Source organism: Streptomyces pilosus (assembly GCF_014649835.1).
GTDB classification, from domain to species: domain Bacteria; phylum Actinomycetota; class Actinomycetes; order Streptomycetales; family Streptomycetaceae; genus Streptomyces; species Streptomyces pilosus.
Window position 1 is genome coordinate 74,212 of sequence record NZ_BMTU01000007.1, and the last position, 22,262, is coordinate 96,473.

Genomic DNA, 22,262 nt, shown 5'->3' on the forward strand with positions numbered 1-22,262 from the left:
GTGGGGACTTCCGGGTAGCGACGATGGTTGCACGTCCGGCTGTGCGAACGGACCGCCCACCCGGCGGCGGCCCCGTTCAGCGCGGGTACGGCGGGAACGCGGCGCACAGCTCCCGCACGTCCTCCCGGGCGCTCACCGGGTCCGTGCCGCCGCGCAGCACGCTCGCGAGGAGACCCCCGACGTACGCCATCTCCCGGGCACCCATGCCCTGCGTGGTCACCGCGGCCGTGCCCAGCCGCAGTCCGCGGACGCCGTGCGGGAGCGCGCAGCAGTCGAGGACCAGACCGGCCGCCGCGAGCCGGCCGCGCGCGGTGCGCCCGTCGACGCCGAGCGGCGCCGGGTCGGCGGTGATCAGGTGGGTGTCGGTGCCGCCGGTGGTGACGGCCAGCCCCTCGGCACTCAGGGCGGCGGCCAGCGCCCGCGCGTTGGCGACCACCTGGTGCGCGTAGGCGGCGAAGGCCGGGGTCGCCGCCTCCCCGAATGCGACCGCCTTGGCCGCGATGGTGTGCATCTGGGCGCCGCCCTGGGTGAAGGGGAACACCGCCCGGTCGACGCGCTCGGCCAGGTCGCCGCCGCACAGGATCATCCCGCCGCGCGGGCCCCGCAGCACCTTGTGCGTCGTCGCGCACACGATGTCCGCGTACGGCACCGGACTGGGCGCCGCTCCCCCGGCGACCAGACCCATGGGGTGCGCGGCGTCCGCGATGAGGTAGGCGCCGGCCTCGTCGGCGACCTCGCGGAAGAAGGCGTGGTCGAGGTGGCGGGGGTAGGAGATGGAGCCGCAGACGACGGCCTTGGGCCGGTGCGCGCGGGCCAGCGCACGGACCTGCTCGTGGTCGACGAGCCCGCTCTCCGGGTCCAGGCCGTAGCCGACGAAGTCGAACCAGCGGCCGGAGAAGTTGGCGGGCGAGCCGTGGGTGAGGTGCCCGCCGTGGGGCAGGCCGAGCGCGAGCACGGTGTCGCCGGGCCGCAGCAGGGCCGCGTACGCGGCGAGCACGGCGGAGGAGCCGGAGTGCGCCTGCACGTTGGCGTGTTCGGCGCCGAACAGCGCCTTGGCCCGCTCCACGGCGAGGCGCTCGGCGGCGTCGACGATCTCGCAGCCGCCGTGGTACCGGTTGCCGGGGTAGCCCTCGGCGTACTTGTTGGCGAGGGGCGAGCCCAGGGTGGCCAGCACGGCCGGCGACGTGAAGTTCTCGGCGGCGATCAGCTGGAGCGTGGTCGACTGCCGCTCACGCTCCCCGAGCAGCACATCGGCGAGCTCGGGGTCCTGCCGCCACAGGACATCGGCCTCGAGGGCATGGCTGACCGGCATGATCCGCTCCGAACGTCGACACTGACGTACGCCCAATGTAGGCCGGACCCCCCGAAAACGCCCACGCTGCGCGGGCGGGCGGGCGCGGGCAACCGCCTACGCCCGTGCGGGAACCCCCGTCAGCGCCGTCACCACGGGATCCAGCGCCTGGTGTATCTCGTCGCCGATCGACTGGAAGAACGGCAGCGGCGCCCCGTACGGGTCGTACACCTCGTCCGCCTCGGCCGTCGGCGCCAGCAGCCAGCCGCGCAGCGCCGCCGCGGCGCGCACCAGCGCCCGGGCGCGCATGACCAGGCCCTCCTCCAGCGGAGGCAGCGTCGCCGGGTCGATCGCGTTCACCAGGCGGGTGAACTCCTTCAGCGTGAACGTCCGCAGCCCGGCCGAATGCCCCATGGAGATGACCTGCGCCCGGTGGTCCCGCGTGGCCGTCAGCACCAGGTCCGCCCGGATCACGTGCTCGTCCAGCAGCTCCCGCCCCACGAAACCGGAGGCGTCCGCCCCGAACTGGGCCAGCACGGTCTCCGCGTGCGCCTCCATCGCCGCACCCTCGTGCCCCCAGGTGCCCGCGCTCTCCACGATGAGCCCGCCGCCGAGGATGCCGAGGCGCTGGCTCACGAAATGCCGGGTCAGCCGCTCGGTGATGGGCGAGCGGCACACGTTTCCGGTACTGACGTGGAGGATGCGGAAGGTGTCACGCGGAAACCCGAAGGTCGTCGTCATCTCCGCGCTGGATTCCCCGTTGCCTATGCCACGCCCCGCCTCAGGGGCCGTCAATTCGCCACCTCGAGGTCGGGTACCACCTTGCGCAGCTCGTCCGGCGAGATCGCGCCCTCGCGCAGCAGCACGGGCACGGGGCGCGTGACGTCGACGATCGAGGAGGGCACGTTGCCCGGGGTGGGGCCGCCGTCCAGGTACACGGAGACGGAGTCGCCGAGCATCTGCTGCGCGGCGTCGCAGTTCTCCGGCGCCGGGTGACCGGTCAGGTTGGCCGACGACACGGCCATCGGGCCGACCTCGGTGAGCAGTTCGATGGCGACCGGGTGCAGCGGCATCCGCACGGCGACCGTGCCCCGGGTGTCGCCGAGGTCCCACTGGAGCGACGGCTGGTGCCTGGCGACGAGCGTCAGCGCGCCCGGCCAGAAGGCGTCGACCAGTTCCCAGGCCAGCTCCGAGAAGTCGGTGACGAGGCCGTGCAGCGTGTTCGGGGAGCCGATGAGGACGGGCGTGGGCATGTTGCGGCCCCGGCCCTTGGCGTCCAGCAGGTCGGCGACGGCCTCCGAGGTGAACGCGTCGGCGCCGATGCCGTAGACCGTGTCCGTCGGCAGCACCACGAGTTCGCCCCGGCGCACGGCGGACGCGGCCTCGCGCAGGCCGGTCGCGCGGTCGGTCGCGTCGTTGGTGTCGTATCGCCGAGCCATTTAGCGGGCCTCCTCGTACACGTGCTGCTGGGGGGATGAAGTATGCGGGACGCTCACGGCAGTGCCTTGCGGGCGGTGGCGAACCGGGGGCGGTTGTTCAGGTCGGGGTGGTCGGCCGCGTCGGTCCAGCCGCGGTCCTCGGCGAAGATCCACGGGACCTGCCCGCCCTGGGTGTCGGCGTGCTCGACGACGACCACCCCGCCGGGTCGCAGCAGCCGGTGCGCGGTGCGCTCCAGGCCGCGGATCAGGTCGAGTCCGTCCTCGCCGGAGAACAGCGCGAGGTCGGGGTCGTAGTCGCGGGCCTCCGGCGCGACGTACTCCCACTCGGTGAGGGGGATGTACGGCGGGTTGGAGACGACCAGGTCGACCTGTCCGTCGAGGTCGGGGAAGGCCGTCAGGGCGTCTCCCTGGCGCAGCTCGACCCTGGACCCCTCCATGTTCTTGCGCGTCCACCTGAGGGCGTCCTCGGACAGCTCCACGGCGTGCACGCGCGAGCGCGGCACCTCCTGCGCGAGGGCGAGCGCGATGGCGCCCGAACCGGTGCACAGGTCGACGATGCAGGGCTCGACGACGTCCATCGCGCGGACGGCGTCTATCGCCCAGCCGACCACCGACTCGGTCTCGGGCCGCGGCACGAACACCCCGGGCCCGACCTGGAGCTCCAGGTAGCGGAAGTAGGCGCGCCCGGTGATGTGCTGGAGCGGCTCGCGGGCCTCGCGGCGGGCGATGACCTCCCAGTACCGGGCGTCGAAGTCGGAGTCCTTCACACCGTGCAGCTCGCCGCGCTTGACGCCGTGCACGAACGCGGCGAGCTCCTCCGCGTCGGTGCGCGGCGAGGGCACGCCGGCGTCGGCGAGCCGCTGGGTGGCCTGGGCCACCTCGGCGAGCAGCAGGTTCACTGGTCCTCCGTGCTGTCGGCGCTGTCTTCGGGGGTTACGCGGCGGCGAGCCTGGCGGCCGAGTCCGCGTCGACGCAGGCCTGGATCACCGCGGCGAGGTCGCCGTCCAGGACCTGGTCCAGGTTGTACGCCTTGAAGCCGACGCGGTGGTCCGAGATGCGGTTCTCCGGGAAGTTGTACGTGCGGATCTTCTCGGAGCGGTCCACGGTGCGGACCTGGCTGCGGCGGGCGTCGGCGGCTTCCCGCTCCGCCTCCTCCTGCGCCGCCGCGAGGAGCCTCGAGCGCAGGATACGCAGTGCCTGCTCCTTGTTCTGGAGCTGGCTCTTCTCGTTCTGGCAGGAGGCGACGACTCCGGTCGGGAGGTGCGTGATGCGCACGGCGGAGTCGGTGGTGTTGACGGACTGGCCGCCGGGCCCGGACGAGCGGTAGACGTCGATGCGCAGGTCGTTGGGGTTGATCTCAACGTCGACCTCCTCCGCCTCCGGGGTCACCAGGACGCCCGCCGCGGAGGTGTGGATGCGCCCCTGGGACTCGGTGGCCGGGACGCGCTGCACGCGGTGCACGCCGCCCTCGTACTTCAGGCGCGCCCAGACGCCCTGGCCGGGCTCGGTCTGCCCGCGGGCCTTCACCGCGACCTGGACGTCCTTGTAGCCGCCCAGCTCGGACTCGGTGGCGTCGATGATCTCGGTCTTCCAGCCGACGCGCTCGGCGTAGCGCAGGTACATGCGCAGCAGGTCGCCGGCGAACAGGGCGGACTCGTCGCCGCCCGCGCCCGCCTTGATCTCGAGGATGACGTCCTTGTCGTCGCTGGGGTCGCGCGGGACGAGGAGCAGGCGGAGCTTCTCGGTGAGCTCCTCGCGCTGCTTCTCCAGGTCCTTGACCTCGGCGGCGAAGTCGGGGTCGTCGGCGGCCAGTTCGCGCGCGGTCTCGACGTCGTCGCCCGTCTGCCTCCAGGAGCGGTACGTGGCGACGATCGGGGTGAGCTCGGCGTAGCGCTTGTTCAGCTTGCGCGCGTTGGCCTGATCGGCGTGGACCGACGGGTCGGCGAGCTTCTTCTCCAGGTCGGCGTGCTCGGCGACGAGTTCCTCGACGGCCTCGAACATCTTGGGCTCCTGCAGGTACGTGGGTGAAGGGGCGGGCGACCAAAAACGCCGGTCCCGGCCTGCCCCCGGGCGGGGGCTGGGCCGTGGACCGGCGATTGGGGGCTCGCTACTTCTTGGAGCCGGCGGCCTTGCCGAAGCGGGCCTCGAAGCGGGCCACACGGCCACCGGTGTCGAGGATCTTCTGCTTGCCCGTGTAGAACGGGTGGCACTCGGAGCAGACCTCGGCACGGATGGTGCCACTGTCGATCGTGCTGCGGGTGGTGAACGACGCGCCACAGGTGCAGCTGACCTGCGTCTCGACGTACTCGGGGTGGATGTCGCGCTTCAAGGTGTCTCCTAGGTTCGGGAGGGCGCCGGGTCGCTTCCACTCGGTGCGGGAGCGTGAACCGGGGCCGACGTACCAGTCTGCCAGGAGTGGCGTCCTCTCCCCAAACCGGGGGCTTCCGTCATTTGTTCCCCACGGACCCGGCGGGGCCCGGCGGGGGACTCCGGCCGGCACGGCCCCGCTCCCCTCACGACGCGCTCACCACGTCCTTCGCCTCTCCGGTGGCCGTTCCCTCGGTGGCCGTGGCCGGGATCGGCCGGTCGTTCCCCAGTGCGTCCCACACCTGCTGGACCTTGGTCCGGTCGATGAGGACCCGGTTGGCGTTCGCGGGGTCGTAGACCACGGGCAGGGTGACCATGTTCAGGTCGGCGGGGCCGACGCCCTTCAGGCCGTTCGCGAAGGACATCAGGGAGTTCACCGAGCCGAGGCCGGAATCGGTGGTGACGGCCTTGGTGGCGGAGTCGGCGAGGTCGTACAGCTTCTTCGGGCTGGTGAAGACGCCGACCTCCTTGACCTGCCTGACCAGGGCCTTGACGAAGGCCTGCTGGAGCTGGATGCGGCCCAGGTCGGAGCCGTCGCCGACGCCGTGCCGGGTGCGGACCAGGCCGAGGGCCTGTTCGCCGTCGAGGCGGTGGGTGCCGGCCGGGAGGTCGAGGTGGCTGTCGGGGTCCTTGATGGCCTCGGTGGTGGTGACCTCGACGCCGCCGAGTTCGTCGACGAGCTTGCGGAAGCCGGTGAAGTCGACCTCCAGGTAGTGGTCCATGCGCAGGTCGGAGAGGGACTCGACGGTCTTCACCGCGCAGGCCGCCCCGCCGGTCGCGTAGGCGGAGTTGAACATCACGCCGCGGGCCGCCGGGTGGTCGCCGCCGTCGGCGTCGGTGCACGCGGGGCGGTCGACGAGGGTGTCGCGCGGTATGGAGACGACGCTGGCCTTCTTGTGGCCCTCGTGGACGTGCACGATCATCGCGGTGTCGGAGCGGGCGGTGCCGTCGTCGGAGCCGCCGCCGAGGTCCTGGTTGCCGTCGGCACGGGTGTCGGAGCCGAGGACGAGGATGTTCTCGGATCCGTCGTCCGCCTTCTCGGGCCGGTCGGTGCCGAGGGCCTGGTCGATGTCGACGCTCTCGATGTTCCCGTTGAGCTTGAAGTACACGAACCCGGCGCCGGTCCCTCCCAGGACGACGATGCCCGCCGCGGTCCAGGCCACGACCTTCCAGCCCCTGTGCCGCTTCTCCCGCTCCCTGCGGCGGCGCCCCTTGCCCCCACGGCGCGTACCGGCTGTGCTCTCGGCAGACATGTGCTCCTCGGATCGTCTACGGACAGTACCCCCTGCCTCCGGTGCCAGACATGGCCGTCAAAGGCCCGTATGCCACCATCGTCCCGCGTCGGAACAGACGGGGGAACCCGGCGCAGGGTTGCACGGCGGCCTGTGCCCCGCCGGTGGGCACCCGTGCGTCCCGCATCGCCTCCGGGACGGCGACGGCCCCTCCGACCTGCGGTTTCCGCGTCCTCGGGGCATCGTGGGGCTCCGGTGGCCGCCGTGATCCGTGTGGTGAACGTCTCGCCGCACGCGAAAGGCCGCCTCCTGCACGGAAGCGGCCTCTCGCGGAAACGTCCTGGCGGACGGCGGGACGTCAGTCGCCGTTGCCCGGCGCCGGGGTCGTCTTCTGGATCTGCATCAGGAACTCGGCGTTCGACTTGGTCTGCTTCATCTTGTCGAGGAGCAGTTCGACCGCCTGCTGCTGGTCGAGGGCGTGCAGCACCCGGCGCAGCTTCCAGACGATGGCGAGCTCGTCGGGGGCGAGCAGGATCTCCTCCTTGCGGGTACCGGACGCGTCGACGTCCACCGCGGGGAAGATGCGCTTGTCGGCGAGCTTCCGGTCGAGCTTGAGCTCGGCGTTGCCGGTGCCCTTGAACTCCTCGAAGATGACCTCGTCCATGCGGGACCCGGTGTCCACCAGGGCGGTGGCGAGGATGGTCAGCGAGCCGCCGTCCTCGATGTTGCGGGCCGCGCCGAAGAAGCGCTTCGGCGGGTACAGGGCCGTCGAGTCGACACCACCGGACAGGATGCGGCCGGAGGCCGGGGCGGCGAGGTTGTACGCACGGCCCAGACGCGTGATCGAGTCGAGCAGCACGACGACGTCGTGGCCCAGCTCAACCAGGCGCTTGGCGCGCTCGATGGCGAGCTCGGCGACCGTGGTGTGGTCCTCGGCCGGGCGGTCGAAGGTCGAGGAGATGACCTCGCCCTTGACCGACCGCTGCATGTCGGTGACCTCTTCCGGACGCTCGTCGACCAGGACGACCATCAGGTGGCACTCGGGGTTGTTGTGGGTGATCGCGTTGGCGATCGCCTGCATGATCATGGTCTTGCCGGTCTTCGGCGGGGCCACGATCAGTCCGCGCTGGCCCTTGCCGATCGGCGACACGAGGTCGATGATCCGCGTGGTCAGCACGCCCGGGTCGGTCTCCAGGCGGAGCCGGTCCTGCGGGTACAGCGGGGTGAGCTTGTTGAACTCCGGGCGGCCGCGGCCGTGTTCGGGCGCCATGCCGTTGACGGAGTCGAGGCGGACCAGCGCGTTGAACTTCTCGCGCCGCTCGCCTTCCTTGGGCTGGCGCACGGCGCCGGTGATGTGGTCACCCTTGCGCAGGCCGTTCTTGCGGACCTGGGCGAGGGAGACGTACACGTCGTTCGGGCCGGGCAGGTAGCCGGAGGTCCGGATGAACGCGTAGTTGTCGAGGATGTCCAGGATGCCCGCGACGGGGATCAGGACGTCGTCCTCGTTGATCTGCGGCTCCTGCACCTCGTCGCGGCCCCGGCGGCCACGGCGGTCGCGGTAGCGGCCGCGACGGCCGCGACGGCCGCCTCCGTCGTCGTCGTAGCCGTCGTCCTGCTGACGGCCGCCGCCACCCTGCTGGTTCTGCTGGCGGCCCTGGCCGCCCTGGTTCTGCTGGTCGTCACCCTTGCCGCGACGGTCGCCACGGTCACCGCGATCGCCACGGTCACCACGGTCACCACGGTCACCACGGTCGCCGCGCTCCCCGCGGTCGCGGTCGCGGCCACGCTCACGGCGGTCGCGGCGGCGGCCCTCGCCGCCGTCGTGGTCGGACTTGCCCTCGCCCTGCTGCGACTGCTGCTGGGCGGGCGTCTCGGCCTTGCTGTCGGTCTTCGCCTCGGCGGTGATCGTCTCGGCCGCGGCGGGGGCTCCGGCGTCGGCGGTGGCGCGACGGCGGCGGCGCTCGGCGGGAGCGGCCTCGTCGGCCTGCTCGGCGGAGGCCTTCGGCGAGGGCTGGCCGGGGATGTCGATCTGCTGCTGGGCCGCGGCCTTGTCGGCGGGGGCCTGCTCGGCCGTGGTGTCGGCCTTCTTCTCGGCGGCCTCACCCGTACGGGTCCGGGAGGTGGTGCGGCGCTTGGGCTTGGTCTCGGCGGCGGACTCGGCCTTGGCCGGGGCCGCTGCGGAGGAAGCGTTCCCTCCGGCGGCCTGCGCCTCCTTGATGACCTCGATCAGCTGGCTCTTGCGCATGCGCGCGGTGCCCCTGATGCCGAGGCCGGATGCGACCTGCTGAAGCTCGGCCAGCACCATGCCCTCGAGGCCGGTACCGCGGCGCCGCCGGGAGCCGGCACCGGTGGCAGGCGCGGAAGCGTCCGTGGCGGGCGCGGCAGCGGTCTCCTCGACACGTGCGCCCATCAGATCGGTGGTGTCGCTCACGAAGGGTCCTTCCCTGGAGCGGGCGTCGGCCTGTCTGGCTCGGCGACCGGTTGTGCTGTCCGGCATCGGTCCGCTTGGTGTGAACTGTGCCGGGGCGGTTGTCCGCCTCAGCGGCGGAAGAAATATCTGGTGATGGCGCTCCCCCGAGCCGTGACACCGTGTGTCACGTGGCGTGGTCGCACCGGTTCCGAAGCTCCCCCAGAGGGGGTGCCCCCACCGTCGGGCCGTTCAGCGTCCGCGTACGACGTACTGCCCGCGTACGTAGCAGTGAACACAGTGCGGCTTGGGGAGCTCCCGGAAGAATGTCTGTCCCGGACGGGGACACGAGGCACCTCGCCATGGTGGGGTCGGGTGCAGACTTGAGGTTAACACTACCGGATCCAACAAACATTCCCCCTCTCGAAATCCGGCAACCGTGTGTCAGGTGGCGAGCGGAAGCACGCTCGCTCCCTGGACGTCGAGACCGAGCCGGTTGGCGGCCCAGTCGTTGCCGGCCAGTGCTTCGACCTTGTCGGCCGTCTCCGCGTCCGCCAGCGCCATCACGGTGGGTCCGGCGCCGGAGATCACCGCGGGGACGCCGTCCCCGCGCAGCCGCTCCACCAGGGCGGCGCTCTCGGGCATGGCCGGGGCGCGGTACTCCTGGTGCAGTCGGTCCTCGGTGGCGGGCAGCAGCAGCTCGGGGCGCCTGGTCAGGGCCTCGACGAGCAGGGCGGCACGGCCCGCGTTGGTGGCGGCGTCGACGTGCGGCACGGTGCGCGGGAGCAGTCCGCGCGCGGTCTCGGTGAGGACCGGCTTCCCGGGCACGAAAACCACCGGAACGATGGAATCGGCGGGATCCATCCTGATCGCGCGGGCTGCTCCGCGCTCCATCCAGGACAGGGTGAATCCGCCCAGCAGGCAGGCGGCGACGTTGTCGGGGTGGCCCTCGATCTCGGTGGCCAGTTCGAGCAGCGCGGTGTCGTCGAGCTTGGCGTCGGCGCCTATCGTCACGGCGCGGGCGGCGACGATCCCGGCGCAGATGGCGGCCGAGGAGGAGCCCAGGCCACGCCCGTGCGGGATGCGGTTGGCGCACACGATCTCGAGGCCGCGCGGCTGTCCGCCGAGCAGGTCGAACGCGGTGCGCAGGGACCGTACGAGGAGGTGGCGCTCGTCCCGCGGGAGGGTCTCGCTGCCCTCGCCGGCGATGTCGATGTGCAGCCCGGAGTCGGCCACCCGGACGACCACGTCGTCGTACAGCCCCAGCGACAGGCCGAAGGCGTCGAAGCCCGGGCCGAGGTTGGCGCTGGTGGCGGGGACGCGCACCCGGACGGCGGCGGCGCGGAAGGCGGGACCGGCCATCGCTCGAAGACTCTCCTTGAGCTGCGTGACTGTCGAACGACGCTCGACGGACATTCGATGGACATTCGATGACGTACGAGAACCCTGGGGCCGCCGCCGACCGGGCTGGCCGGCCGCTTCCCGGGCCGTCCCCGCCCGCGTTCCGGACCGTGGGGACGACGCACTGCCGCGGCATATGCGGCGGGCGGGTTCAGTACAGCCTATCGAAGACAGGTTGACTGGCGACATAGGGCGCACGGGAGGCGCATGGTGCGTGTCGAGAGCCCCCTGTGCACCCCCTGTACTCGGCTTTCCCCGCTGGTGCCGCCCTTACGCCGGCCGTGCCGGTTCCGGTGTTCCGGGCGCCTTTCGAGCGCCTTCCGAGCGCCTTTCGACCGCCGGGCGGAGCGCGGAACGGCACCCGCGCGGCTGCGGGCCGGGGCGCCCATCGCCGCACGCACGCGAACCTGCGCGGCACGGGTCCGCGGTCGCCCGGGCCGCGACCCCGTAGGGATCATGACCCGGACCGGATGGCGACCCGAAGGAATCGCGGCCCGAATCGGACAGTGGCCGGAATCGGACGGCGGCCCGGTGCGGACCGCCTCCGGACTCAGGCGAGGCCGAGCCGCTCGGCGGCGGTCGCGGCGTCCACGGGGACGGTGACCGGCTGCGGGGCGCCGGCGACGGCCCAGTCGGGGTCCTTCAGGCCGTTGCCGGTGACCGTGCACACGATCCGCTGCCCCGGGTCGACCTTGCCCTGCTCGGCGGCCTTCAGCAGACCGGCGACGGAAGCGGCGGACGCGGGCTCGACGAAGACACCCTCCTGCGAGGCCAACAGCCGGTAGGCGCGCAGGATCTCACGGTCCGTCACCTCGTCGATGGCACCGCCGGACTCGTCCCGCGCGGCGAGCGCGCGGTCCCAGGAGGCGGGGTTGCCGATGCGGATGGCGGTGGCGATGGTCGACGGGTCCTTGACGACCTCGCCGCGCACGATCGGCGCGCTGCCGGAGGCCTGGAAGCCCCACATGCGCGGCCTCCTCGTGCTGACCCCGTCCGCGGCGTACTCCTGGTACCCCTTCCAGTACGCGGTGATGTTGCCCGCGTTACCCACCGGCAGGACGTGGATGTCGGGCGCGTCGCCCAGCATGTCCACGATCTCGAAGGCGGCGGTCTTCTGCCCCTCGATACGCACCGGGTTGACCGAATTGACCAGCGCCACGGGGTAGTTGTCGCTCAGCGCGCGGGCCAGCGTGAGGCAGTCGTCGAAGTTGCCGTCGACCTGGAGGATCTTCGCGCCGTGCACCAGCGCCTGGCCCATCTTGCCGAGCGCGATCTTGCCCTGCGGCACGAGCACGGCGGAGACCATGCCGGCGCGCACGCCGTACGCGGCGGCGGAGGCGGAGGTGTTGCCGGTGGAGGCGCAGATGACGGCCTTGGCGCCCTCCTCCTTGGCCTTGGAGATGGCCATGGTCATGCCGCGGTCCTTGAAGGACCCGGTGGGGTTCGCCCCCTCGACCTTGAGGTGCACCTCGCAGCCCGTGCGCTCGGAGAGCACCTGCGCGGGCACGAGCGGCGTACCGCCCTCCCGAAGCGTCACGACCGGCGTGGTGTCGGATACCGGCAGCCGGTCCCGGTACTCCTCGATGATTCCGCGCCACTGGTGGGTCATTGCTCGTTACTCCCCTTCAACCCGCATGATGCTGGCGACACCACGCACGGTGTCGAGCTTGCGCAACGTCTCGACGGTCCCCCCGAGGGCCGCGTCGGACGCACGGTGCGTGACGACGACGAGGGACGCCTCGCCGTCCTTGCCCTGCTGGCGAACCGTATCGATCGAGACCCCGTGCTCCGCGAACACGGTGGCGACCTGGGCGAGAACACCCGGTTTGTCGGCCACGTCGAGGCTGATGTGGTAGCGCGTGACGACCTCGCCCATCGGCGAGACGGGCAGCGCCGCGTACGCGGACTCGCCGGGCCCGGTGGTGCCGTTGATCCGGTTGCGGCCCACGGCGACCAGGTCGCCCAGCACGGCGGAGGCGGTCGGCGCGCCGCCCGCGCCGGGGCCGTAGAACATCAGCTGCCCGGAGGCGTCGGACTCGACGAAGACGGCGTTGTAGGCGCCCCGCACCGAGGCCAGCGGGTGGCTGAGCGGGATCATCGCCGGGTGCACCCGCGCGGTGACGGACGCCCCGTCGCCGGCCCGCTCGCAGATGGCGAGCAGTTTGATGGTGCAGCCCATCTCCTTGGCGGAGGCGAAGTCGGCGGCGGTGACCTCGGTCATGCCCTCGCGGTGGACGTCGTCGAGGCGCACCCGCGTGTGGAAGGCGATCCCGGCGAGGATGGCGGCCTTGGCGGCGGCGTCGAAGCCCTCGACGTCGGCGGTGGGGTCGGCCTCGGCGTACCCGAGCGCGGTGGCCTCGTCGAGGGCCTCCTGGTAGCCGGCGCCGGTGGTGTCCATCTTGTCGAGGATGAAGTTGGTGGTGCCGTTGACGATGCCGAGCACCCGGTTGACCTTGTCGCCGGCGAGCGACTCGCGCAGCGGGCGGATCAGCGGGATGGCACCGGCGACGGCGGCCTCGTAGTAGAGGTCCTTGCCGTGCTGCTCGGCGGCGGCGTGCAGGGCGGCGCCGTCCTGGGCGAGCAGCGCCTTGTTGGCGGAGACGACGGAGGCGCCGTGCTCGAAGGCGGTGCCGATGAGGGTCCGGGCGGGCTCGATCCCGCCGATGACCTCCACGACGATGTCGAGGTCGCCGCGTTTGACGAGGGCGGTGGCGTCGGTCGTCACCAGGGCGGGGTCGATGCCCTCGCGCACCTTGTCGGGCCGCCGCACGGCCACGCCCGCCAGCTCCACCGGAGCCCCGATCCGGGCGGCGAGGTCGTCGGCGTGCGTCGTCATGATGCGCGCCACCTCTGAGCCGACCACACCACAGCCCAGCAGCGCCACCTTCAGCGGACGCGTACGCATCATCCGACCTCGTTTCCTGATTACCGTCTCGGTTGCACCAGTCTCACTCACCGGACGCAACTTTCTGCGTTATGTCCGGATCGTGAGACATCTATTTCATTTCCGTGACCGGGAAGGCCGGAGATCTTCCTCCGGTCGCTCACGGCCCACGGCCGCCGTGTCCCGGCGCCGTCATTCCGACGCCTGCCGCCGTTCCTCACCCGACGTCGAGCCGGAGCAGGTCCTCCTCGGTCTCCCGCCGGACGATGACCCGCGCCTCGCCGTCACGGACGGCCACCACGGGCGGCCGCAGCACATGGTTGTAGTTGCTCGCCATCGACCGGCAGTACGCCCCGGTCGCCGGCACCGCGAGGAGGTCACCCGGCGCCAGGTCCCCCGGCAGGAAGGCGTCCTTCACCACGATGTCACCGCTCTCGCAGTGCTTGCCGACGACCCGGCACAGCACCGGTTCGGCGTCCGACGGACGGGACACGAGGGAGACGCTGTACTCGGCGTCGTACAGCGCGGTGCGGATGTTGTCCGACATCCCGCCGTCGACGGAGACGTACGTCCGCAGCCCGTCGAGCGGCTTGACGGTACCGACCTCGTAGAGCGTGAAGGCGGTGGGCCCGACGATCGCACGCCCCGGCTCCACGGAGATCCGCGGCGTGCGGAGCCGGGCGGACTCGCACTCCCGGGTGACGATCTCGGTCAGCGCCTTGGCGATCTCGTGCGGCTCCCGCGGATCGTCGTCGCTGGTGTAGGCGATGCCGAGGCCGCCCCCGAGGTCGATCTCGGGCAGTTCGACCCCGTGCTTGTCACGGATCTCCCTGAGCAGCCCCACCACGCGGTGCGCGGCGACCTCGAACCCCGACATGTCGAAGATCTGCGACCCGATGTGCGAATGGATCCCGATGAGCTCGAGCCCGTCCAGCTGCAGGGCACGTCGCACGGCTTCGGCGGCCTGACCTCCCGCCAGCGGGATACCGAACTTCTGGTCCTCGTGGGCGGTGGCGATGAACTCGTGCGTGTGGGCCTCGACGCCCACCGTGATGCGGATCTGCACCCGCTGCCGCCGGCCCAGCTCCTGGGCGATGTGCGCGACCCGCACGATCTCCTGGAACGAGTCGAGCACGATCCGCCCGACCCCGGCCTCGACGGCCCGCCGGATCTCACCCGTCGACTTGTTGTTGCCGTGGAAGGCGATCCGCTCGGCGGGCATCCCCGCCGACAGCGCGGTGGCCAGCTCCCCGCCCGAGCACACGTCCAGGTTCAGCCCCTCTTCGTGCAGCCACCGCACGACGGCCCGCGACAGGAACGCCTTCCCGGCGTAGAACACGTCCGCGTCGTCCCCGAACGCGGTGCGCCAGGCCCGCGCCCGGGCCCGGAAGTCGTCCTCGTCGAGGAAGTAGGCGGGCGTGCCGAACTCCTCGGCGAGCTGCTTGACGTCGATCCCGCCGACGGTGAGCACACCGTGCTCGTCCCGCCGCACGGTCTGCGCCCACACCTTGGGGTCGAGGGCGTTGAGGTCGGCGGGCGGCGCGGAGTAGTGCCCCTCGGGGAGGACGTCGGCGTGACGGGGCCCGGCGGGGTGTGCGGAACGGCTCATGATGTCTCTGGGCTCTCTCAGAGGTGGTCGGGTGCGTCGATGCCGAGCAGGGACAGGCCACCGGCCAGCACCGTCCCGGCGGCTACGGCGAGGGCGAGCCGGGCGCGGTGGGCGGCCGAGGGTTTCTCCTCCCCCATCGGCAGGACCGCGGGAAACAACGGCAGCACGGCATCGGCGACGGCCACCAGGTGCCGGGCGAGCCGGTCGGGTGCGTGATGGGCGGCGGCGGCCGCGAGAACACGGGGATGGTCGGCGAGCGCCCGGAGCAGCACCTGCGTCTCCTGCGGCTCCTGCGCCTCTCGTGGTTCCACCGCCCCCGGCTCGGGCCCGAACCCCAGATCGGCGGCGTTCCGCACCAGCCCCCGGCAGCGGGCGTGCGCGTACCGCACCCGGAACAACGGATTACTCTCCCGCTGCACCAGGTGCTCCTCCCCGATCCGTGGCCGGTCGTGCGGCGCGGGCCACAGCAGCGCCCAGCGGGCGGCATCACGACCGAGGGGGAGGGGGTCGGCGGGGGCGGGGAGAGGGCGGACTTCGATGTCCTTGTGGCGGTCGATGTGGCTGAGGTGGTCGGCGCCGGGGTGCCCGTCAGTGTCAGGGAGGTCGAACCGCACCCCCAGAAGACCTCGCCACCCTTCCTCGAGTGGCCCCACGCAACTGACCTGCACACTCGCCCCCTGCGACCGCAGGAGCCGCGCCAGCACATCACCGTGCACGACGGCCCGCACGTCACGGGCGGCACGCAGACGTACGACACCGCCGTCCCGCCCGGCGAGGGAGGCCCCGTGCCCGTACCGCTCCCCGCGCCGCAGGATCTCGCGCACGAGCTCACCGGGAGCGGTGCCCCCCACCCGGAAGTTGATGAACCCGGGCCCGGTGACCACGACCTCACTGATCCCACCGGCACCCATGAGGCGTGCTCGCAGCACCTCGGCGACCCTCAGCGCCGGCTGCCCGGCCGGACGGGCCAGCTGCAGGGCGACGTTGGTGGCGTAGTCCCCGCACCCTCCGGGCCCCGGAGGCGCGACCCGCACCCGCTCGGGCACGGCCACGCTCAGCTCCCCCTCCTCGACGGCACGGCGCACCGCGTGCAGCACGGTGCGGGAGAGCTCGACGGGGGTCACGGGACAAGCGTAGGGGAGGAGGGGGGTGGGTAGGCGAACCGGTTAAGCCGCCATCCCGTGATGTGGACGCCCTCGGACACCCCCGCCTTCACCCTCCGGCATGCCCCGTCGCGGGCTCGGCGTCACCCGTCCCGCGAGCCCGCCCGAGAGGATCCACGATCAACCCTCTCACCAGCCGCACAAGTTCCTGAGGATCGAAGGGCTTCGCGAGAAAAGCGTCCACCCCGACGTCGAGCCCGCTGTCCACCTCGTACTGACTGCACGCACTGACGATGACGAGCGGAAGGTCACGCGTACGCGGATCGGAACGGAGCCGCCCGGCGGTCCTCAGCCCGTCCAGCCGCGGCATGACCACATCCAGGGTGACGAGGTCGGGCCGCACCTGATGAACGACTTCCAGACACTCGGCACCATCGGCCGCGGTCACGACCTCGATGCCCTCCAGCTCGAGGTTGACCCTGATCAACTGCCGGATGACCTTGTTGTCGTCCACAACAAGAACCCGGCCCGATGCGCCTGGCACCACTCGAGAGTAGGTCGGGACCGGCCACCGCGTCCGGCGTTTCCCCACTTCCACCCCGACCGGGCGTCGCCCCGCCCCGCCCTCCTGCGAAAACGGTTCCTGACCACCCCGCGGGAACTGGTAGTGTTCTACCCGTCGCCGCGATCACCACGTGGATGACACGCCCCCGTAGCTCAGGGGATAGAGCAACGGCCTCCGGAGCCGTGTGCGCAGGTTCGAATCCTGCCGGGGGCACCCTGCATGAGGTGCCCAAAGACCCCGTCACCAGCGGAAACGCTGAGAACGGGGTCTTCGCGTATGTGCAGGCATGTGCCGCCCGGAGCGGCCGTATGTCGGGGCCTGTGGACTATTCGTGGACAGGATCTTGATACGTATCCGCAGGTCAAGCCCAGCAGACGAGAAGGACCGCGCAAGGGCCTGACGCTGACCTCACGCCACACAAGGGGCGACCCTGCCACTCCTACCAGTCACCCGCAATGAAGCGGGCTAACAAGGTTGCCGCACACAGTAACGGTTCTCCGCAGATACATAATCCACTACCATCCCGGCATGCCTTATGAAATTAGCTATGCGGAGAGATGGGCACTTTATGATCTTTGGGGAGGAAAGTGCGTTTGGTGCAACCTCCCCCTTTTCTGGTCCGACTACGAAGTAGAGCACCTAATCCCCAAACACCTAGCATCACCCGAGAATAAAGAAAAGCGACGTGAGGCGCTCACAAGACACGGCCTCCCCTCCGATTACGATCTATATGCGATCGAAAATCTGGCACCAAGCTGCGGACCCTGCAACTCAGGCAAAGGTCGAAGGATACCCACACTCGCCCCAGCCATCACCGAACTGCTGAACAAGGCACAAAAACTAGCTCCAAAAGTACGCAAGAAAGCTGCCGCGTTCGCCAAAAAGCGCGACACAGAAAAAGCGCTCGCAATGATCATGGCGTCTGATGATATCGAGCAACTGAAGGCCGCCGCAGACTTCATTCAGGGGAAACTAAAGCAGGCCTCCGAGTCCCTGCTCGCACGAGTACACCCGGCACTATCCGGACTTTACGACCCCAAGCGCTGGAATTCCATTACCCCCCTCTCCGCAGACGTAGCTTTTGTGGCGGACGGGAAGACAGGCGGGGTTACAGGTAAGCATATTAGTTGGCAATGCCCCCACTGCTCATCTTACGGTCCATGGAACGGGAACAGGTGCCTAACCTGCGGGCAAATGGACGTACCGGATTGGTGAAGCTATAAAAAGACGGAAGGCCCCTGGGATTCCAGAGGCCTTCCGTTCTGCACTGCATGTAGTCACTCGTACTCGCTCAACAACTCCTCGATCTTGCGATTGGCGATCTCCTGCCGTCCGTCGATGCACTTGGCGTAGCGGCTCAGCAGGACCTCCACACTGTTGCCCGCACGCTCGGCGACCTCCGTCGGGTCCACCCCGGAGTTGAGCCAGGTCGACAGTGCCGAGTGCCGGAGGTCGTACGGTCGGGCAGCGAGCGGAGAGGCGACCGCGGCCGGCGGGAGCGCCAGCGCACGGGCCTCCTGCCAGACGCGGTAGTACGTCGAGGAGCCGACCACTCCCCCACGCTCGTTGGTGAACAGCCGCCCGTCCTCGGCGGTGCCGAAGGTATCGAGGTGCTGCCGGAGGATGGTGACGAGCTGGGGCGGGATCGGCACGAGCCGGACCTCTTCCGCCGGCCGGTTCTTGAGGCCCCGGTCGTCGTGGGTCTCGCCGGAGTCTGTCCACTGCTTGCCGACACTGGGGCGCGTCCGGTTCAGCAGTACCGTCCCCCAGCCGGCCTCGGGAAGCTTCAGGTCCGCATCGGTGAGGCCGACGGCCTCAGCCGGACGCAAGGCCCCGTAGTACATGCAGGCGAACAGGCCGACGAGTCGGCGACCACGCGCCCGGCTGTACCCACCGACATACGAGACCGAAGTCAGCAGGGAACGGGCCTGCGCGGGATTGGCGACCACCCGGGGGTCGACTTCCCCGGCCACCTTCGGTTTCTTCCAACGGATGCCCGTGATCGGGTTCTCTTTAAATTCCCCGAGGTCCACTGCATAGTGCAGCGCGTTGACGAGCGTCCGACGCTTGCGCCGGACGGTCTCCGCGGCTGCTGCTGTCCCGTCGAGCTTCAGCTTGAGCGAATCCAGGACGGCCCTGCCGATCGCGGCGTCACCGAGGTCCGAGAGCGGACGCGATGCCTTGGCCACCCAGTGCAAGGTGTTCGCGATCTCGGTCGGCAATTCGCGCTCGTCCGGCCCGGGAAGGATGAAGGCCCAGTTGCGAAGCGCCCTCCTGATCAGTTCCTCGGACGGCTGCCCCGGATGCTCCTCAAGAAGGGCCATCGTCACGGCGGTCAGGGCCTCATTGATCCCATTGCGCGTGTTCGGCGCCGCGTGCGGCCACTTCATGGCGAGGTACTTCAGAGCGAAGGCGTACCAGGTCATCGAGGCTGCCTTTTCGACCATCGAATCGGGTAGCCCTGTCTCTGTGTCGAACTCTTCGCCGACATGAGCGGCGCGAAGCAACTTGGAACGGTAATGGTCCGCAAGCCCCTTGGTGCGGAACTGTTCGGAGAACACGTTCCCGGCAACGGTCCACCGGACGTCATAGGACGACTTCTTGGTGTTCCTCTTCCGGACACCCCACACCTTTACGTCGAGAGACTTCATGCCGCCGCCTCCAACTGACGCAGCCAGGCGGTGAAGTCACTCCGCCACACCCGGAGCTCCCCATTGGGCAGCTTGAACGCAGCGGGGCCCTGCCCCAGCTCTCGCCACCGGTAGAAAGTACGGCGGGATACACCACCCAGCTCTGCGAGGATCTGCGGGACAGTCATCAATTCGTCACGTCGGTGGTCCACGCCGGTTCTCCTTCCGTGTCGTCGTCTGTCAGGGCTGCGGGTGAGGGGATGCCGTGAGCGATGAGGTGTTCTGCAGCGGTCAGTCCGGTGCCGGCGAAGCGCCAGTGGGAGAGGACGAGCACGGTGTCCGGGTCGGGCAGCGGGTGGCCGGCCTCGGCCGCGCGTTCGCGGGTGAGGGCTTCGTTGTGGTCGGCGCGTTCCTGGCGAAGGGCGCCGAGGGTGACGGAGTAGGCGCGGGACTTGGTGGAGAAGTGGCCGCGGAAGCCGAGCATGTGGGCCCACTTGCGCAGGCGCAGGTCTTCGAGTTCGGGCAGGGCGCCCAGGTGCCAGCAGGTGAGGATCATGCGCCGGGCGTGGTCGGTGACGCCGGAGCCGATCAGGTCCGTGATCGGGTTGCGGATGGGCCGGTCGAGGGTGCCCGCGGTTTCAGCGCCCTTGGTGGCGTACTTGGCGATGTAGGCGGCCACGGCGCGGCTGGACAGTTCCGAGGTGCCCGCGAAGTCCGCCGAGCGGATGGGGCGGAGGTCGAGCTGTTCACCGAAGCGGAAGGCGTACGCGTGGCCGTCGAGGACCGGGCCCGGTGCCTCGGCCGTCCGGGCCGCCGAGCCGATCGCGTCGGTGAGCAGTTCGGTGGTGGCCCAGGCCGGCGGGGCGTCCTCGGCGCCGTCCGGGCCGTCGAGGCGGATGACGGCGTGGAAGTGGACGGCACCGCGCCGCTGGTACTCGGCGACCTTGGCGTACGAGACCTTGAGGCAGTGGCGCAGTGCCGAGCGGCTGAGGCCCGCGCGGGAGGCGAGGTGCTGGCGCAGGTAGGTGGTGAAGCGGCCCCACAGGGCCCCGGCGTGCGCGTTCCACAGGACGGCCGCGCGGTAGTCGTAGCGGTCCGGGTCCAGGGGCGTGCCGAGGGCGGGGTCGTCATCCGAGTGGAGGCGTCCGCAGCGGCACCGGCCGCCGCCGGGGCGGTTGTGGACGGGTCCGAAGGATGGGGCGGTGAAGGTGACGAAGACGCGCGGGTGCTGGGCGACGGACGGGCCGATGCCCTTGCCGCCGCTCAGCCCGGCCGTGACGAGGTGGAACGTGTCTTTGCGGTAGATCTCGGCGCAGGCGGCGCACCGGGTGGCCCGGCGGTTGTTGCAGCGGATGAGGAGCTGTCCGGCTGGGAGGTCACGGTCAGCGATCTCACGGACGATCTCCCCGGTGGCAGCGTGGACGTCGAGCCGGTGGCCCTGCATCCGGACGGGCCGCTCGCAGCCGCCAAGGCGCTGGATCTGGCGGGCGTAGACGCTGAGGTCGCCGTGCCGGGCGAGTGCTGCCAGCTGGCGGATGGCTGCGGTCTCAACCGCAGGACGCATGTGCGGGTTCCTCCTTGAAAAGAGCGGACGTACGGTGTGAACGCCCGACCCGTCTAGGGGGCTAGACAGCAGGGGCAGGCCGGGCGGGTGGAGCGATGGGGTCAGCGGCGGGGGAGGACGGAGCGGATGACGACGGCGCACACGGCCACGGACGTGGCGGTGAGAGCGACAGCGAGGAGCATGGAGACCAGGACGGCGCCGACGACCAAGACCACGGCGGTACCGCCGCCGACCAGGGCGAGCGCGGTGCCGGGCGTGAGCCGGACGGCCAGGCGGATCGGGACCGGAGTGACGGGGGCCGGCGGCGGAGCCGGGGCCCCCGGTGTGATGGTGGCCGGTTCGACGGTGGGCGGGGCGACCGGGCCGGTGGGCTGCGGCATGGTCGGGACCTTCGGTCGGAACATGAACGCTCTCCCTTCGCGGGTCACTTGAGGACGGGGTCGATGACGGGGGCGAGCAGGCTGTCGGCGAGGAGGTAGCCGCCGACGAGCAGCACGGCGATGAGCCACCAGGGCGGGCGGATGAGCTTGACGCCGAGAACCCCGACGACGAGCAGGGCGAGCCAGAGCGGAACGTCCATGGCGGTGGTCTCCTGTCAGGCCGGGCAGCAGTGGGTACGGGCGGCCAGTTCGGCGGCGGCGCGGCTGTCGTACTCGGCGGAGAAGTCGCAGCGGGGCGCGGTGCAGGCGGCCAGGTGGCGGTTCCGGCCGCGATCGACGTACGAGGCGACGTTCACGGGTCCGATGCGGCGGACGTTGCGGAAGCGGCGGTGCATGGTGGTGCTCCTCCCTCAGAGGTGAGCGGCGACGGATGCGGTCATGGACGGGGGCAGGCCGAGCCGGGCGCGCACGGCGTCGGGATCGGCGGGGCGGCCGGTGGTCGAGCGGTGTTCCTCGGCCAGGGTGCGGACGCGGTCGACGAGGGCGGGTGGCAGGGCGACGACGGAAGCGGATGCGGGGGTCGGAGTCGCGACCGGTTCGGCAGCGGACTCCGGAGCCGGCCCGGGGTCGGCGGAGGACGACGGCAGCGCCTCACGGTCGGGCCGGTCGACGGCAGACGGAACGGCGTGCGGCTCCGCAGGGGTGTCCGCTGCCGAGGGGGCCGGGGCCGCCGGTGTTTCCGGGGTGTGCGGGGCGTGGGCCAGGAGCGTGCCGCCGAAGAAGGCGATGGCGGGCCAGCCGGCGACCGTCACGCGGAGCCAGGCCGGTACGTCGTCCAGGTCGAGGAGCCCGGCCGTGGCGACGTTGGCGCCGAGGGACGCGGCCAGGGCCACCAGGAACCACAGCCGCGGGCCGCCGGCCACCTGTCCCGCTCGCTGCTGCTGGCGCATCCGGCGCCAGGCGGCGACCAGGAGCAGGTCGACGCTCACGGGGTAGGCCCACGCCTTCCAGCCGTCCTGTCCGGCCGCTGCGGCGAGGTCGTGCAGGTGGGAGAAGGACAGGGCACCGGCGATGACGGCCTGAACGATCACGGCGTCCACGCGGGCCAGGTGGGCACGCATCGGCTCGGTCTCCTTCCGGCGTGATCAGTCGGTGGACTTGAGCGAGTCGGCGCGCTCGCGGGCGAGGCGGGCCACCTCCGGCGGCCTCGGTGTCGCCGGGCGTGTGGTCGGCGATGCGCTCCAGCAGATCCGCCTTACGGTCCATGAGCGCGGCGTACTCAGCAGAGGTCCGGTTCTGCCGGAGCGCGGCCAGGTCCGCGATGAGCGCGCTGACTTCGGCGATGGAGGGACGTGACACAGGGCTTCCTTCCGGTTTCGGGCATGGGAGG

The 22,262-nt window shown here is 70.9% G+C and carries 22 protein-coding genes and 1 tRNA gene; 2 read left to right on the top strand and 21 right to left on the bottom strand.

Features of this window, described 5'->3' with window-relative positions:
* Nucleotides 1–76: 76 nt before the first annotated feature.
* From glyA to IE118_RS19230, 14 genes are all read right to left on the bottom strand, one after another.
* Nucleotides 77–1,312 carry a serine hydroxymethyltransferase gene (gene glyA / locus IE118_RS19165; RefSeq protein WP_189559187.1) on the bottom strand — a complete coding sequence of 412 codons (1,236 nt, stop codon included), beginning with the start codon at nt 1,310–1,312 and terminating at the stop codon, nt 77–79.
* A 96-nt stretch (nt 1,313–1,408) separates the two neighbouring features.
* Nucleotides 1,409–2,086: an arsenate reductase/protein-tyrosine-phosphatase family protein gene (locus IE118_RS19170; RefSeq protein WP_189559188.1), complete on the bottom strand. Its 678-nt coding sequence runs from the start codon at nt 2,084–2,086 to the stop codon at nt 1,409–1,411.
* Nucleotides 2,083–2,730: an L-threonylcarbamoyladenylate synthase gene (locus IE118_RS19175; protein WP_189559189.1), complete on the bottom strand. Its 648-nt coding sequence runs from the start codon at nt 2,728–2,730 to the stop codon at nt 2,083–2,085. The genes IE118_RS19170 and IE118_RS19175 overlap by 4 nt, the downstream gene beginning before the upstream one ends.
* Nucleotides 2,731–2,783: 53 nt before the next feature.
* On the bottom strand, nt 2,784–3,629 hold the full coding sequence (gene prmC, locus IE118_RS19180) for a peptide chain release factor N(5)-glutamine methyltransferase (protein WP_189559190.1): 846 nt from the start codon (nt 3,627–3,629) through the stop codon (nt 2,784–2,786).
* A 34-nt stretch (nt 3,630–3,663) separates the two neighbouring features.
* Nucleotides 3,664–4,731, bottom strand: coding sequence for a peptide chain release factor 1 (prfA, locus tag IE118_RS19185; protein WP_189559191.1), 1,068 nt, complete (start codon nt 4,729–4,731; stop codon nt 3,664–3,666).
* Nucleotides 4,732–4,837: 106 nt separating this feature from the next.
* Nucleotides 4,838–5,059, bottom strand: coding sequence for a 50S ribosomal protein L31 (rpmE, locus tag IE118_RS19190; protein WP_030042685.1), 222 nt, complete (start codon nt 5,057–5,059; stop codon nt 4,838–4,840).
* Nucleotides 5,060–5,243: 184 nt separating this feature from the next.
* Nucleotides 5,244–6,350 (bottom strand): LCP family protein, encoded by a 1,107-nt coding sequence (locus IE118_RS19195; RefSeq protein WP_189559192.1) that lies wholly within the window; start codon nt 6,348–6,350, stop codon nt 5,244–5,246.
* 337 nt (nt 6,351–6,687) lie between these two features.
* Nucleotides 6,688–8,760: a transcription termination factor Rho gene (rho, locus tag IE118_RS19200; protein WP_189559193.1), complete on the bottom strand. Its 2,073-nt coding sequence runs from the start codon at nt 8,758–8,760 to the stop codon at nt 6,688–6,690.
* 420 nt (nt 8,761–9,180) lie between these two features.
* Nucleotides 9,181–10,098, bottom strand: a complete 918-nt coding sequence (thrB, locus tag IE118_RS19205; protein WP_189559194.1) for a homoserine kinase — start codon at nt 10,096–10,098, stop codon at nt 9,181–9,183.
* Between the two features lie 589 nt (nt 10,099–10,687).
* Nucleotides 10,688–11,746: a threonine synthase gene (thrC, locus tag IE118_RS19210; RefSeq protein ID WP_189559195.1), complete on the bottom strand. Its 1,059-nt coding sequence runs from the start codon at nt 11,744–11,746 to the stop codon at nt 10,688–10,690.
* A gap of 6 nt (nt 11,747–11,752) precedes the next feature.
* Nucleotides 11,753–13,045 (bottom strand): homoserine dehydrogenase, encoded by a 1,293-nt coding sequence (locus IE118_RS19215; protein WP_189559196.1) that lies wholly within the window; start codon nt 13,043–13,045, stop codon nt 11,753–11,755.
* Nucleotides 13,046–13,238: 193 nt separating this feature from the next.
* Nucleotides 13,239–14,630, bottom strand: a complete 1,392-nt coding sequence (gene lysA / locus IE118_RS19220; RefSeq protein WP_189559197.1) for a diaminopimelate decarboxylase — start codon at nt 14,628–14,630, stop codon at nt 13,239–13,241.
* 17 nt (nt 14,631–14,647) lie between these two features.
* Complete coding sequence (gene nrtL, locus IE118_RS19225; protein WP_189559198.1) at nt 14,648–15,754, bottom strand: ArgS-related anticodon-binding protein NrtL; 1,107 nt, start codon at nt 15,752–15,754, stop codon at nt 14,648–14,650.
* A gap of 88 nt (nt 15,755–15,842) precedes the next feature.
* Nucleotides 15,843–16,325, bottom strand: a complete 483-nt coding sequence (locus IE118_RS19230) for a response regulator (RefSeq protein WP_189559416.1) — start codon at nt 16,323–16,325, stop codon at nt 15,843–15,845.
* A gap of 114 nt (nt 16,326–16,439) precedes the next feature.
* Here IE118_RS19230 and IE118_RS19235 point away from each other — a divergent pair.
* Together IE118_RS19235 and IE118_RS19240 are read left to right on the top strand one after the other, a co-directional pair.
* Nucleotides 16,440–16,511: transfer RNA gene (locus IE118_RS19235), tRNA-Arg, on the top strand.
* Between the two features lie 315 nt (nt 16,512–16,826).
* Nucleotides 16,827–17,513 carry an HNH endonuclease gene (locus IE118_RS19240; RefSeq protein WP_189559199.1) on the top strand — a complete coding sequence of 229 codons (687 nt, stop codon included), beginning with the start codon at nt 16,827–16,829 and terminating at the stop codon, nt 17,511–17,513.
* A 62-nt stretch (nt 17,514–17,575) separates the two neighbouring features.
* Here the strand turns inward: IE118_RS19240 and IE118_RS19245 are convergent, their stop codons facing one another.
* The 7 genes from IE118_RS19245 to IE118_RS19270 all read right to left on the bottom strand — a co-directional run bounded on the left by IE118_RS19245 (nt 17,576) and on the right by IE118_RS19270 (nt 21,993).
* Complete coding sequence (locus IE118_RS19245; protein WP_189559200.1) at nt 17,576–18,949, bottom strand: tyrosine-type recombinase/integrase; 1,374 nt, start codon at nt 18,947–18,949, stop codon at nt 17,576–17,578.
* On the bottom strand, nt 18,946–19,116 hold the full coding sequence (locus IE118_RS34075; protein WP_006134823.1) for a helix-turn-helix transcriptional regulator: 171 nt from the start codon (nt 19,114–19,116) through the stop codon (nt 18,946–18,948). Before IE118_RS34075 ends, IE118_RS19245 begins: the two co-directional genes overlap by 4 nt.
* Nucleotides 19,116–20,492, bottom strand: a complete 1,377-nt coding sequence (locus IE118_RS19250; protein ID WP_189559201.1) for a replication initiator — start codon at nt 20,490–20,492, stop codon at nt 19,116–19,118. Before IE118_RS19250 ends, IE118_RS34075 begins: the two co-directional genes overlap by 1 nt.
* A gap of 101 nt (nt 20,493–20,593) precedes the next feature.
* The gene (locus tag IE118_RS19255) at nt 20,594–20,896 is read right to left on the bottom strand and encodes a SpdD-like protein (protein ID WP_189559202.1); all 303 of its coding nucleotides are present in this window, start codon (nt 20,894–20,896) and stop codon (nt 20,594–20,596) included.
* Between the two features lie 20 nt (nt 20,897–20,916).
* Nucleotides 20,917–21,072: a hypothetical protein gene (locus tag IE118_RS19260; protein WP_189559203.1), complete on the bottom strand. Its 156-nt coding sequence runs from the start codon at nt 21,070–21,072 to the stop codon at nt 20,917–20,919.
* Between the two features lie 15 nt (nt 21,073–21,087).
* Nucleotides 21,088–21,267: a mobile element transfer protein gene (locus tag IE118_RS19265; RefSeq protein ID WP_189559204.1), complete on the bottom strand. Its 180-nt coding sequence runs from the start codon at nt 21,265–21,267 to the stop codon at nt 21,088–21,090.
* Between the two features lie 15 nt (nt 21,268–21,282).
* Nucleotides 21,283–21,993 carry a DUF2637 domain-containing protein gene (locus IE118_RS19270; protein WP_189559205.1) on the bottom strand — a complete coding sequence of 237 codons (711 nt, stop codon included), beginning with the start codon at nt 21,991–21,993 and terminating at the stop codon, nt 21,283–21,285.
* Between the last annotated feature and the right edge of the window lie 269 nt (nt 21,994–22,262).

Bases quoted from the DNA above. Each gene is read 5' to 3' on its own strand.
- IE118_RS19255 (WP_189559202.1), bottom strand. From the start codon at position 20,896: ATGTTCCGACCGAAGGTCCCGACCATGCCGCAGCCCACCGGCCCGGTC.
- prfA (WP_189559191.1), bottom strand. From the start codon at position 4,731: ATGTTCGAGGCCGTCGAGGAACTCGTCGCCGAGCACGCCGACCTGGAG.
- lysA (WP_189559197.1), bottom strand. From the start codon at position 14,630: ATGAGCCGTTCCGCACACCCCGCCGGGCCCCGTCACGCCGACGTCCTC.
- IE118_RS19240 (WP_189559199.1), top strand. From the start codon at position 16,827: ATGCCTTATGAAATTAGCTATGCGGAGAGATGGGCACTTTATGATCTT.
- IE118_RS19215 (WP_189559196.1), bottom strand. From the start codon at position 13,045: ATGATGCGTACGCGTCCGCTGAAGGTGGCGCTGCTGGGCTGTGGTGTG.
- IE118_RS19265 (WP_189559204.1), bottom strand. From the start codon at position 21,267: ATGCACCGCCGCTTCCGCAACGTCCGCCGCATCGGACCCGTGAACGTC.
- IE118_RS19175 (WP_189559189.1), bottom strand. From the start codon at position 2,730: ATGGCTCGGCGATACGACACCAACGACGCGACCGACCGCGCGACCGGC.
- IE118_RS34075 (WP_006134823.1), bottom strand. From the start codon at position 19,116: ATGACTGTCCCGCAGATCCTCGCAGAGCTGGGTGGTGTATCCCGCCGT.
- IE118_RS19270 (WP_189559205.1), bottom strand. From the start codon at position 21,993: ATGCGTGCCCACCTGGCCCGCGTGGACGCCGTGATCGTTCAGGCCGTC.
- IE118_RS19250 (WP_189559201.1), bottom strand. From the start codon at position 20,492: ATGCGTCCTGCGGTTGAGACCGCAGCCATCCGCCAGCTGGCAGCACTC.
- thrC (WP_189559195.1), bottom strand. From the start codon at position 11,746: ATGACCCACCAGTGGCGCGGAATCATCGAGGAGTACCGGGACCGGCTG.
- glyA (WP_189559187.1), bottom strand. From the start codon at position 1,312: ATGCCGGTCAGCCATGCCCTCGAGGCCGATGTCCTGTGGCGGCAGGAC.
- IE118_RS19260 (WP_189559203.1), bottom strand. From the start codon at position 21,072: ATGGACGTTCCGCTCTGGCTCGCCCTGCTCGTCGTCGGGGTTCTCGGC.
- thrB (WP_189559194.1), bottom strand. From the start codon at position 10,098: ATGGCCGGTCCCGCCTTCCGCGCCGCCGCCGTCCGGGTGCGCGTCCCC.
- IE118_RS19245 (WP_189559200.1), bottom strand. From the start codon at position 18,949: ATGAAGTCTCTCGACGTAAAGGTGTGGGGTGTCCGGAAGAGGAACACC.
- IE118_RS19195 (WP_189559192.1), bottom strand. From the start codon at position 6,350: ATGTCTGCCGAGAGCACAGCCGGTACGCGCCGTGGGGGCAAGGGGCGC.